This is a genomic window from Gardnerella vaginalis ATCC 14018 = JCM 11026 (genome assembly GCF_001042655.1).
Classification (GTDB): Bacteria; Actinomycetota; Actinomycetes; order Actinomycetales; family Bifidobacteriaceae; genus Bifidobacterium; species Bifidobacterium vaginale.
Window position 1 is genome coordinate 488,055 of sequence record NZ_AP012332.1, and the last position, 11,779, is coordinate 499,833.

Genomic DNA, 11,779 nt, shown 5'->3' on the forward strand with positions numbered 1-11,779 from the left:
AGTTAAATCGCAAGTTAAATCGCAAGTTAAGTTGCAAATAAAAGTCAAAATAAAATCACAAATAATAAAATCACAAATCACTATAAAACAAAGGAGTTAATATGCTAAGAGTACGTCTTGAATATGTGCATCCATGGACGAATCACGCAGGTATGTATCTTGCAAGAAAGCGCGGATTGTATGCACAATACGGATTAGATGTAGAGTTTACAAGCACAGATACAGAGCGCGGCGATGTTCCAGCATGTTTGGAGCGTGGAGAAGTAGATATAGCTCTTGTTCGTTTAAATCAACTTTTGGCTCATCAAAATGGTGCAAACAGGCTAACGTCGTTTGCTGTAATGAATCAATCGCAAATTGGTGGAATCATAACAAATAAAAACACGGGCATTACGCGATTTAAAGATCTAGAAGGAAAGCGCGTAGTAATTCCTATGGGCGTTAAGCGCCTATACACGGAGCTTCAGCAGGCGGTTGCTGCCGACGGCGGCGATTTTAGCAAGCTGATTACAATTGACCCAGGCCCATGGGAGCCAGACATTCGAGCCGTAGAACGCGGAATGTGCGATGCTTTTATTAACGTAGCTTGGTGGGAGCCATACCAGGGTTCGCTTCCATTTGATCAAGTTGTTGTTCTTCCATTCGATTCTATTGGCGTAGCGCCGCATCATTCTTACTATGTTTGCGCTCGCCAAGAGATGATTGAGCGAAATCCGCAATTAATACGTAACTTTGCAAGCGCAACAGTTAAGGGCTATGAGATGGCAGGAAAAGACCCTCAGGCTGGTGTTGATGCTTTGCAGAATGCGCTTTGCCATATTAGCCCAGAGGCTTTGCGTGCCTCGCTAGACGAAGTGATTCCGTCTTGGTACGACAAGAATGGTCGTTGGGGCACGGCAGACATGGCTTTGGTGGAAAACTACACTCGTTGGATGGGTGAAAATGGCCACTTAAGCGTGCCTCTTGATTGCGCGCTAAAAAGTTTAGAAAACGGGTGCGTAACAAACGAGTATTTGCCAGAATAGTCGTTAGTTTTGCATAAGCAAAGTCGCCAGCAGCCGCACATGAGCTGGTTTAGCGTTAAATAATCCCGCAAAAAATGCTCGAAAAACAATGAACCTGTAGTTAAATATTTGTATAAATATGGAGCGAATATGGAAAACGAAAGCAACGACCCTCAACTAGATATTGTTGCTCAAAGATGGGCAAATGTTGATTTATATGATGCAAATACTGTGTGCTCGCTTTTAGAGGAGCCGCTAGAAGTAGATTGCGTTTTAAGCCATAGTTTGCGCCCGATGGCTGCAGGTTCATTGCTTCGCGCGCATTACAAAGATAATGCATCAAAGCAATCTAAAAGTTTGGACGTTTATATTAAAAGATGCAGCACAAAAGTGAGGCAAGCTAGCACAATTAGACCGTATCATCGTTTTGCGGAGCATCTTTTACAAAACAAAATAAGCACACCAAAGTACTTGTATTTTAATAAAAATAGCGAGTATTTAGGTTTAGAAAAGAATACTTCTGGCGATATTTGCGTAGACGGAACTCTTCTTGTAATAGGCGATTGCGCTTACGAAGTTACTTTAAAAGCTAGTGGAGAAGACCGATACAAAGACGCGTACACTTGGGATCCGCCTAAAACGTGCGAAGAAGCCAAAAATCTTGGAGCGATGATGGCAAAAATCGCCTTAGCTTCACAAAGTTTTGACGAGCCAAATCCTAAGGAAATCAACGCTTTTCAATCAAGATTTAGTCTTTGTGCAAGCGAAGACGTGCAAAGTGATGCCGAAGTTTGGTTAAAAAATAGGCCCGATTTAGCGAAATTCTTAAAAGAACAGAATCGTGATTTTGTAAAAGATTTAAGCGAATTTGCTCCAACATGCAAAAAAATTTACGATTTGGGGTACGCGAATCTAAGAAAGCAGTGGACTCATGGAGATCCGCATATATCTAATTTTATGTGGGAAGGTAGCGCTCCAAGCGCAGTATTTGACTTTGGAATGGCGTATAGAAACACAGCAATCTACGATTTAGCAATGACTTTAGAACGCAACACAATTCAGTGGGTAGATATTGCGAATGGCAAAAAAGATTCATTTAGAACGGATTTAGTTAAGTCAATTTTGCAAGGATATGCTAGCGTTCGGCCATTAACAGATGTTGAAAAAGAGTTGCTTCCGTTTGTTCTTAGCGTAAGTCAAATTGAGCAATGCGTAGAATTTGTAGACTATTATTTAAAGTCAAATGGATCTTACGACTTTAAAATTTGGGGCTACGATACTGGGTTCTTAGAGCACGCTAGATGGTATAAATCTAGTTACGGAGAGCAATATTTAAACGCTTTAATAGAGATTTTGCGAGAAATATAAATATAGAGGATTTTGGCGGATTTTTTATCTGATTTAGCTGGCTTTTATTAAGCTTTGCAAAACGGGTTTAAGTATTCGTTCAATGGGGTTGTTAGATTTTAACTATGAGTTTTGAAAACGTTGACTACACTTCGTTAAATATTCCAGCAGCTCCATTTAGTGATCCTAGCCGCGTGCCAGATTTTCCTAAAGGCAAAGTTCCTCGACATGTAGGCGTGATTATGGACGGCAATGGCAGATGGGCTAAAGAGCGCGGAATGATTCGCACCGAAGGGCATAAAGCGGCGGAGCCAGTGGTTTTCGACACTATTGCAGGAGCCATAGAAGCAGGTGTTCGCTATTTGAGCTTGTACACGTTTTCTACGGAAAATTGGAAAAGATCTCCTCAAGAAGTGCATTTTTTGATGGGATTTTCTAGAGATATTATTCACCGCAGGGTTGCGCAAATGAACGAGTGGGGAGTGCGCGTGCGCTGGGCCGGAAGACGGCCAAAATTGTGGAAGTCTGTTATTGACGAGTTGGAAAAAGCTCAAGAGATAACGAAAAATAACACTACGATTGACGTTGTTTTTTGCTTAAACTATGGTGGTCGCGCGGAAATCGCAGACGCTTGCGCGGCAATTGCTAGGGAAGTTAAAAGCGGCAAAATTAAGGGCGATCGCATTAGTGAGAAGATGATTGCTGAACACTTGTATAACCCAGATATTCCAGATTGCGATCTTGTGATTCGCACTTCGGGAGAGCAGCGCACTAGCAACTTTTTGCCTTGGCAAGCGTCTTATGCTGAGCTTGATTTTGTGCCAGAACTTTTCCCAGATTATGGTCGCGAAGCGCTGTGGAGGTCAATTGACCGTTATGCGCATCGCGACCGCAGGTTTGGTGGCGTAAAAAACGCTTAAACTTATCTGTTAGTAGAATTAATTTATTAGTCGCAAGCTAGCCATGCGCAAGCTGCTACAACAGCTGATTCAAGTCCACGATTTAGAGTTGGTTGCAAATCTGGAGCAAAAGCTGGATTGTGATTTCCAGGAGCATTTTTCATGTCTTCAAATCCACCTAATCCCCAGTATGCGTAAGGTGTATTGAAAGCGTTCGCGACTATAGAAAAATCTTCCGAAGCAGAAGCGCGCGAAATATTTACAGAGTCTTCTCCAAAGTATTCATCAAAAGCTTTACGCACGCGCAAAGACGCATTCTTATCATTATTCGTAAGCGGATAGCGGTCATAGTATGTAAATTCTGGTTTCTTAGGACATCTTGCAAGCTCGCACTCTCCACGCACAATTCGTTCAATAGCATTGTGTACAAATTTTTGAGTATCTTCGCTATAAGTTCTTGTGTTAATTAAAAGCTCGGCATCATCAGGAATAATATTCGACTTACTTCCTGCATTAAGCGCACCAACTGTAACAATTGCGTAATCTTTAGCTGCAAGTTCGCGAGAAACAATCGTCTGCAATTTCAACACAATAGACGAAGCTAAAACCACAGGGTCAACGCTTAATTCTGGCATAGATCCATGTGAACCTTTACCAAAAATGTGCACGCGAATCGAAGCTGCAGTAGTTAAGAACGCGCCCGAACGAATACCGACTGTTCCTGCAGGAATAGCACCCAACACATGCTGACCAAGGTAAACGTCAGGCTTTGCAATCATGCTCGTAATGCCATTTTCCACCAAGTATTTTGCGCCTTGAGCTGTTTCTTCTCCAGGCTGAAAAACGCCAATGTACGTTCCTCTCCAAGCATCTTTATGCTTGTTAAAAGCCTTCAAGGCGCCAAGTAGGCTGGAAATATGAAAATCGTGACCGCAAGCGTGTGAAACTCCAACCGTTTTGCCATTTTCGTCTTGCGTGCTAACTGTTGAAGTATAATCTTTCCCTGAATTTTCTTTAATTGGAAGCGCATCAATATCCGCTCTCATAGCAACAACAGGACCTTCGCCGTTTTTAATCTCTGCCACAATGCCTGTCTTGCCAACTCGCTTTGTTTCAATCCCAGCCTTGCTAAGAATATCAATAATTGTTTGAGCTGTATGATCTTCTTTCATTGACAGTTCAGGATGTTGATGAAAGTATTTGTATTGTCTTTCTCGTTCTGATTGGGTTTCATCTAAATCGGATAATATCTTCTGAACTGCCGTAAGTTGCAGCATAAATTCCTGCTTTCTTTTGTTTTATTATAACTTTGTTGAGTTTTGAGATTATTTGATTTTAGTTTTATTTTTCTTTATTTCGTTCTTCGAGAATCTTGTCTACAAGAGCAGCTTTTGCGTCGATTTGATCGCTAAAACCAGGACGAATGTCTAACTTTAAAATAACGCCTGTGCGATAGCCTTTTTCAACAAGAACCATAGTTGCGTCTTTTACAACGCGCATAACATCGTCGAATTCGCCTTCGATATTTGTAAACATTGCGTTCGTTTCGTTTTTTAATCCAGAATCACGAATCACTTTAACGCAATCTGCTACATATTCGCTAAGTTCTTCGCCAACTCCGCTAGGAGCAATGCACAATGCTGCAACTGTATTAGTTTTGTGGCAATTCTTGTTATTGCAAGTATCGCAAGTATTGTTATCAGTGTTTTCGCTCATTTTAAATCCTCTCAAAGTGAAAAATATGTGTTGCAAAATTATGCTTACACTTTATTGTATTCGTTTAGCTTATATATGATGCTTATATATGTTGCTTTAGCGTCACAGGGTTTTTCTATAATAAACACCGTTTTCACCCAAATTTTCTAGATTTACGAAAAAGGTGTATTGTGGCTGTTTCAAAGCTTGATGAAGTCGTATCCTTGGCTAAGCGTCGAGGATTTGTGTTCCCAGCTGGCGAGATTTATGGTGGTACGCGTTCTGCTTGGGATTATGGTCCTTTGGGCGTTGCGTTAAAAGACAATATTAAGCGCGAATGGTGGCGTTATATGGTCACTACGCGTGGCGATGTTGTTGGAGTGGATACTTCTGTTATTTTGCCTTCCCAAGTTTGGGTTGCGTCTGGTCACGTTTCTGTGTTCAATGATCCTTTGATTGAGTGCTTGAATTGCCATAAGCGTCATCGTGCAGATAAGCTCGAAGAATCCTATGCCGAAAAGCACGGCGACAAAATGCCAGAAAATGGCTTGAAAGACATTGCTTGCCCAGATTGCGGCACTCGCGGAAACTGGACGGAGCCTCGCGATTTCAACATGATGCTTCGCACGCATTTAGGACCAGTTGAAGACGAAAACAGCTTGCACTACTTGCGCCCAGAAACAGCTCAAGGCATTTTTGTTGACTTTAAGAACGTTATGACTGCTACACGCCAAAAGCCACCATTTGGCATTGCGAATATTGGTAAGTCTTTCCGTAATGAAATCACTCCTGGAAACTTCATCTTCCGCACTCGCGAGTTTGAGCAAATGGAAATGGAGTTCTTCGTAGAGCCTGGAACAGACGAAGCTTGGCATCAATATTGGATTGATACACGCGTAAATTGGTATGTTGATTTGGGTGTAAAGCCTGAAAATTTGCGTATGTATGAGCATCCTAAAGAGAAGTTAAGCCATTATTCCAAGCGCACTGTAGATATTGAATACAAATTCGGCTTCCAAGGATCTGACTGGGGAGAGCTTGAAGGTATTGCAAACCGTACCGACTACGATTTGTCTGCTCACGCTAAGCATTCTGGCGAGGACTTGAGCTACTTCAATCAGGCTACTGGCGAAAAGTATGTGCCTTACGTTATTGAGCCTGCTGCTGGCCTTACGCGTTCGCTTATGGCATTCTTGGTTGATGCTTACGACGTTGACGAAGCTCCAAACACTAAGGGCGGAGTCGACAAGCGTACTGTTCTTAGACTTGACCCTCGCTTGGCTCCTGTTAAAGCTGCAGTTTTGCCTTTGAGCAAGAAGCCAGAATTGCAGGCTGTTGCTCAAGATTTGGCTGCGGATTTGCGCCAGCACGATTGGGTTATTGATTACGATGAGTCTGGTGCTATTGGTCGCCGCTATCGTCGTGAGGATGAAATTGGTACTCCTTTGTGTGTAACAGTTGATTTTGATACTTTGGAAGATCATGCTGTAACGATCCGCGAGCGCGACACTATGCAACAAGAGCGCGTTTCCTTAGACAAGGTTGCAGATTACGTAGCAAGCCGCATTAACGAAAAGCGCGTTAAGTATCCGCAAGGTCCTGTAGAGATTGTTGGTACTCGCGCTGCAGATGGTGGTGTGGATGTTTCTAAAGAAAACGGTGTTGATGAATCGCAGCCTGTAAAGATTGCTCAGGCTGGCGGCTTGTATTAATACTCGTATAGTGAAAAATCGCTAATAAACAAAAACAAAATATATTAAAGTGAATGGAGTTAAAGCAATATGGATTTTTCTATTAAACCAGTAGATTTAGGGAAAATTCATATTGCAACTCCTGTTGTTTTATCTCCAATGGCTGGTATTACTAACTGGCCTTTTCGAGTGATTTGCCGCGAATATGGTCCGGACGGGCTTTACGTAGCAGAAATGATTACAGCTCGCGCATTAGTTGCAAGGAATCCTAAAGCCTTGCGTTTATGCCGTTTTGCGCCTAACGAAAAAGTGCGTTCTTTGCAACTTTACGGAGTAGATCCTTCTATTGTAGAGCTTGCTGCTCGAATTGTTGTTGATGAGAACATGGCGGATCACGTTGACTTAAACTTTGGATGCCCAGTTCCTAAAGTTACAAGGCGCGGCGGCGGTTCTGCTCTTCCTTGGAAAACAGATTTGCTTCAGGAGATTTTGCATCGTGTTGTTTCTGTTTGTGATCCAGCAGGAATTCCTGTTACAGCTAAGTTCCGCGTTGGTATTGACGAAAATCATGAGACTTTTATGCAAGCTGGTCATATTGCGCAAGAAGAAGGATGTGCTGCTGTAACTTTGCACGCGCGTACCACTGCAGAATATTATGGTGGTCATTCTGATTGGAGTCGTATTGCTGAGCTTGTAAATGCTTTGGATATTCCTGTTTTTGGTAATGGCGATATTTGGGGTGCGGATGACGCTCTTGCAATGTTTAAAGAAACAGGATGCGCAGGCGTTGCTATTGGCCGCGGATGCCAGGGGCGTCCTTGGATTTTTGCTGATATTCGTTCTGCTTGCAATGGAAGCGACGATCGCGTTAATCCAAGTCTTGGGCAAGTTTGCAAGGTGATTTTAAGACATCTTGAGCTTTTAGTCGAGTTTTATGATGGCGACGAGCGAATGGCTGTTCATGACTTGCGCAAGCATATTGCTTGGTATTTAAAGGGGTTCCCTGTTGGAGGTGGAACTCGTAAGAATTTTATGGAATGTGAGTCTATTGAGGATGTCCAGCGTAATATTGATGCGTTAGATTCTTCGCTAAAGCTTCCTGAGCAAGTTTTAGACACGCCGCGTGGGCGAGTTCGTTTTGCAAAAAAAGTTCATTTGCCATATGGGTGGTTGGATTCTCGAATAACATCTCATAGTGAGCGTGAGGAGTTGTTTGGCGATGATCCAATGGATGCAAGTTACTAGGTTTTACTAGTGTTTTCTAGGGTTTTTGAGTATATAAAACATAATATAAACTACTGCTTAATATTTTAAACTTTTGTTAATAAAACGCATTAATGATTTGCGTATAGCACGGTGTATTATCGAATCGGTGACATTTTTTCAGTTTTTATTCATAAAACGCCGCCATTATCGAGCGTTTTGCGCTAAAGTAATGCGTAAACGTGCGTGTGAGTGACAGGAGACAACGGTGAGCGAGATTGCCCAGACTGACAATTTCAACGACAAAACCATAATCAAGGTAGTCGGCGTCGGTGGAGCCGGTGGTAACGCCGTCAACCGAATGATCACCGAGGGTTTGCAGAACGTAGAATTTGTGGCTATTAACACTGATGCCAAGGATTTGTTGCGTTCTGATGCTGACGTGAAGATTTCATTATCTGACGCTTCGAGTCGAGGATTAGGAGCAGGTGCTGACCCAGAAAAAGGCGCTAAAGCTGCTCAAGATCATCAATCTGACATTGAAGAAGCATTAAAGGGCGCCGATATGGTGTTCGTAACCTGCGGAGAAGGCGGTGGAACTGGTACGGGTGCAAGCCCTATTGTTGCCCGCGCTGCACACCAGCAAGGTGCTTTGACAATCGCAGTAGTTACGCGTCCATTCGGTTTTGAAGGACCTCAGCGTGCTGCATCAGCAAAACTTGGTATTGAGAATCTTCGTAAAGAAGTAGACGCTTTGATTGTGATTCCAAACGATCGTTTGTTGGAAATTTCAGATCGAACCATCGGAATTATTGAAGCTTTTAAGACTGCAGATACCGCATTGCTTGCAGGCGTTCAGGGTATTACAGATTTGATTACCATGAATTCTTATATTCATGTTGATTTCTCTGATGTTACCGCTGTTCTTCGCGGTGCAGGAACTGCGCTATTTGGTATTGGTGCAGCGAAGGGTGAAGACAGAGCTACGCAAGCTGCAGAAATTGCTATTAGCTCTCCATTGCTTGAAGAAAGCATTGAAGGTGCTCATGGTGCTTTGATAAATATTGCTGGTCCAAGTGATTTGAAGCTTCAAGAAGCAAGTGCTGCAACAGAGCTTGTTCGTAAGGCAATACATCCAGAAGCGCAGATTATTTGGGGTCTTTCTTTGGACGATTCTTATGGAGACGAGGTTCGTGTTACTGTTATTGCAGCTGGTTTCGATTCTCATCCTAAGTCTGAAGACAGCAAAGCAGGTGCTTTCGTAGATATGCAGGCAGGAGTCGATCCTGTGGCTCCAGCTCATTCCACTACTACTGCTCCTTCTAAGCCTGTGGACACTGTTGAAACCGCGGAACCTGTTTCTTCTATGTTTGATTCTGTTGATCCAGTTAAGCAATATCAAACACAGGCTACTCAAGTGAAGCCTCAAGACGAACCAGACGAGCTGGATATTCCTGATTTTCTGCGTTAAGCATAACTAGGGGAGGGCATCTTAATGGCTGGTTTTATGAAGAACATGATGTCTTATGTAGGCATGAGTGATGTTCAGGACGACGATGATTTCGTTGATTCTCAAACACAGGATACTTCGTTTGACAACGACCACAGTGTTGCTCCTATGAGCCTTCATAATGGTGATGTTGCACAATCTGGTAATGGTGCTTCTACTCGATCTAATGCAGGTCGTATGAGTCGCATTACTACGATTCATCCAAAATCTTATGAGGATGCGCAATTAGTTGGAAGAGCTTTAAGAGATGGAACACCAGTAGTCTTGAATCTTACGGGTGTTAGTGAATCCGTTGCATATCGCATAGTTGATTTTTCTGCTGGCGTTGTGTTTGGTGTTCGCGGATCTATAGAAAGAGTAACTCCTAGAGTCTTCCTTTTAAGCCCTTCTCAAGTAAATATAAAAGTTGAAGATGCTCCTAATGGCGGATCTGCTCGCGACTTATTCTCCTAAAGCTAAATAACATGAGACTAGTCGCCAGCGACCGAACATTCGATTGCTACGCTTAACTTGTATTTAAGGCAGATATCTTTTAGGTATCTGCCTTAAATTTATACTTATTCTGTACTTATATTTTGGTTTACGATTAACTTAGCTATTGTGTAAAATTATTGAAAATAGTTTAAAGGAAAATCTTAATGAATTTTGTAATACGCTTAATACTAATTTTGAATATTTTCATAAACGCTTATCTAGTAATACTGTTTATTCGCGCAGTTTTAGATTGGATTCCGTTTATATTCCATTCTTTTAAACCAAATGCGATTTTGCAAAAATTCACTCAAATCATATATTTTATGACAGAACCACTTTTAAGATTTGCGCGAAAATTTATACCACCAGCAAGATTAGGTAGCATAAGTTTAGACGTGAGTTTTATGGTAGTGTACTTTTTGTTACTAGTTTTACAAATGTTTTTGAATATGCTTTACTGATGCTTATTAATCACAATTTTTAATGAAGCGACACGATAGTTATTAATTTAGAAAAATATTGGTAGATTTCGTAAAAAAATAATCGCTTTTTACACAATTTTTTCTATAGACGTGATAGCATCGAATAGATATATCAAAAGGGCTGCGCGCCCAAAAGTGAGGTGTAATGCATTATGGCTCTGTTAACGCCTAAAGACATTCGCGAGCATACCTTCCAAATCGTTCGATTCAAGGGAGGCTATGATGTTGACGAAGTTGATGACTTTTTGGATCAGGTTACAGAAACAATAGAAGCGCTTGGTCAGCAGGCAGTGCAGGGGCTTGGAGCTTCCACGCAGTCTCTTGGCGCCGATGTTGCTAGCTTGAACAATAAGATTTCTGATTTGACAAAGCAAGTTGAATCTTTAACAAAAGAAAATAATGATTTACGTGAAGCATCCAGCAGCGCGAACAAGAATGACAATGATCTTGCAGCAAAGCTTAAGGAAGCTGAAGAAAATAATCGTGCATTGAGCGAGCAGAATCAGCAGCTCAAAGAGCAGCTGGATGGTTTAGGTGCTCAGGTAGATCAGCTCACAGCACAGGCTGCAAATGCTGATAATGCTAAGGCAGACGCTGATAAGAAAGTTCATGAAGAGCTTGAAAACGTTACTCGCGAACGCGATGACTTTAGAGCAAGTAGCGAGAATTTGGGTCGCGAATTGGAAGAAGTCCGTCAACAGCTTGTTGTAACACAGCAGGAAAATGCAAAGGTTCAGGATTTGTCTCGTCAACTTGAAGAATCTCATAAGCGCGAAGAGCAGCTTCGTGAGCAGGTTGCTAAGATGGAGCCAAGCACGGAAACAGGTAGCTTGCAAAAGATTGCAGGTGCTGGTGCAGAAGTGGGCGGTTCTGAGCCAGAACGCGCTACAGCAATGTTGACTCTTGCAATGCAATTGCACGATCAGTATGTAGATAAGGGCAAGGCTAAGGCAACTCAGATAGTCGAAGAAAGCCAAGCTCGATATAACGAGATCGTTACTAAGGCAGACGATTATTCTAATCGTACTCGTAGCGAGGCTGATGAATACAATAAGCAGACTCGTGGAGATGCGGATGATTACTCCGTTCGTACTCGTAGCGATGCAGACGCTTATGCTGCTCGCGCGCACAACGAGGCAGATGCTTATTCTGGTAAGGTTCGTCAGGCTGCAGATGATTATTCTAAGCAAACTCACGATCAGGCTGATCAATATGAGTCTGAAGTTCAGCATAGAGCAGCGGATTACGATTCCACTACTCGTACTGCTGCAGATGCTTACGCTCGCCAGGTGCGTGAGAATCTTGAAAAGCAGACTAAGGTTATTGAAGGAAACATTCAAAGCCTCAAGCAGTTTGAAACTGAGTATCGTACTCGCTTGACTGACTTCCTTGGTCAGCTTGTTGCTCAAGTTTCCGATGAGAACACTTACAGTTCTATGGAAAATCAGGATCAACAGGATCAAAAGTAGTTATA

At 42.3% G+C, this 11,779-nt stretch carries 11 protein-coding genes; 9 read left to right on the plus strand and 2 right to left on the minus strand.

Annotated elements, in window-relative coordinates; genetic code table 11:
* Positions 1-101 precede the first annotated feature (101 nt).
* From GAVG_RS01805 to GAVG_RS01815, 3 genes are all read left to right on the plus strand, one after another.
* On the plus strand, positions 102-1,025 hold the full coding sequence (locus tag GAVG_RS01805) for an ABC transporter substrate-binding protein (RefSeq protein ID WP_009993809.1): 924 nt from the start codon (positions 102-104) through the stop codon (positions 1,023-1,025).
* A gap of 129 nt (positions 1,026-1,154) precedes the next feature.
* Positions 1,155-2,372, plus strand: a complete 1,218-nt coding sequence (locus GAVG_RS01810; protein WP_009993807.1) for a phosphotransferase enzyme family protein — start codon at positions 1,155-1,157, stop codon at positions 2,370-2,372.
* A 104-nt stretch (positions 2,373-2,476) separates the two neighbouring features.
* On the plus strand, positions 2,477-3,271 hold the full coding sequence (locus GAVG_RS01815; protein ID WP_004112377.1) for an isoprenyl transferase: 795 nt from the start codon (positions 2,477-2,479) through the stop codon (positions 3,269-3,271).
* A gap of 26 nt (positions 3,272-3,297) precedes the next feature.
* On the opposite strand, the gene GAVG_RS01820 is transcribed toward GAVG_RS01815, so the two are convergent.
* Both GAVG_RS01820 and GAVG_RS01825 read right to left on the minus strand, forming a co-directional pair.
* Positions 3,298-4,527 (minus strand): M20 family metallopeptidase, encoded by a 1,230-nt coding sequence (locus GAVG_RS01820; RefSeq protein ID WP_004122184.1) that lies wholly within the window; start codon positions 4,525-4,527, stop codon positions 3,298-3,300.
* Between the two features lie 64 nt (positions 4,528-4,591).
* Entirely contained in the window at positions 4,592-4,966 is a 375-nt protein-coding gene (locus tag GAVG_RS01825) for an MTH1187 family thiamine-binding protein (protein WP_004112383.1), read from the minus strand.
* Positions 4,967-5,136: 170 nt separating this feature from the next.
* On the opposite strand from GAVG_RS01825, the gene GAVG_RS01830 reads away from it, so the two are divergent.
* The 6 genes from GAVG_RS01830 (at position 5,137) to GAVG_RS01855 (ending at position 11,774) form a co-directional block, all read left to right on the plus strand.
* Positions 5,137-6,657 (plus strand): glycine--tRNA ligase, encoded by a 1,521-nt coding sequence (locus tag GAVG_RS01830; RefSeq protein ID WP_009993551.1) that lies wholly within the window; start codon positions 5,137-5,139, stop codon positions 6,655-6,657.
* Positions 6,658-6,726: 69 nt separating this feature from the next.
* A complete protein-coding gene (gene dusB / locus GAVG_RS01835; protein WP_009993550.1) occupies positions 6,727-7,881 on the plus strand; it encodes a tRNA dihydrouridine synthase DusB in 1,155 nt (384 codons plus the stop codon).
* A gap of 226 nt (positions 7,882-8,107) precedes the next feature.
* Positions 8,108-9,310: a cell division protein FtsZ gene (gene ftsZ / locus GAVG_RS01840; RefSeq protein WP_004112391.1), complete on the plus strand. Its 1,203-nt coding sequence runs from the start codon at positions 8,108-8,110 to the stop codon at positions 9,308-9,310.
* Between the two features lie 24 nt (positions 9,311-9,334).
* The gene (locus GAVG_RS01845) at positions 9,335-9,802 is read left to right on the plus strand and encodes a cell division protein SepF (RefSeq protein WP_004112394.1); all 468 of its coding nucleotides are present in this window, start codon (positions 9,335-9,337) and stop codon (positions 9,800-9,802) included.
* A gap of 185 nt (positions 9,803-9,987) precedes the next feature.
* A complete protein-coding gene (locus GAVG_RS01850; protein WP_004116829.1) occupies positions 9,988-10,284 on the plus strand; it encodes a YggT family protein in 297 nt (98 codons plus the stop codon).
* 173 nt (positions 10,285-10,457) lie between these two features.
* Positions 10,458-11,774, plus strand: a complete 1,317-nt coding sequence (locus GAVG_RS01855; RefSeq protein WP_004112400.1) for a DivIVA domain-containing protein — start codon at positions 10,458-10,460, stop codon at positions 11,772-11,774.
* The last annotated feature ends 5 nt before the right edge of the window (positions 11,775-11,779 follow it).

Excerpts from the sequence above, each read along its gene's own strand:
- GAVG_RS01855 (WP_004112400.1), top strand. The coding sequence starts at position 10,458 with ATGGCTCTGTTAACGCCTAAAGACATTCGCGAGCATACCTTCCAAATC.
- GAVG_RS01825 (WP_004112383.1), bottom strand. The coding sequence starts at position 4,966 with ATGAGCGAAAACACTGATAACAATACTTGCGATACTTGCAATAACAAG.
- GAVG_RS01850 (WP_004116829.1), top strand. The coding sequence starts at position 9,988 with ATGAATTTTGTAATACGCTTAATACTAATTTTGAATATTTTCATAAAC.
- GAVG_RS01815 (WP_004112377.1), top strand. The coding sequence starts at position 2,477 with ATGAGTTTTGAAAACGTTGACTACACTTCGTTAAATATTCCAGCAGCT.
- GAVG_RS01845 (WP_004112394.1), top strand. The coding sequence starts at position 9,335 with ATGGCTGGTTTTATGAAGAACATGATGTCTTATGTAGGCATGAGTGAT.
- dusB (WP_009993550.1), top strand. The coding sequence starts at position 6,727 with ATGGATTTTTCTATTAAACCAGTAGATTTAGGGAAAATTCATATTGCA.
- GAVG_RS01810 (WP_009993807.1), top strand. The coding sequence starts at position 1,155 with ATGGAAAACGAAAGCAACGACCCTCAACTAGATATTGTTGCTCAAAGA.
- GAVG_RS01805 (WP_009993809.1), top strand. The coding sequence starts at position 102 with ATGCTAAGAGTACGTCTTGAATATGTGCATCCATGGACGAATCACGCA.
- GAVG_RS01820 (WP_004122184.1), bottom strand. The coding sequence starts at position 4,527 with ATGCTGCAACTTACGGCAGTTCAGAAGATATTATCCGATTTAGATGAA.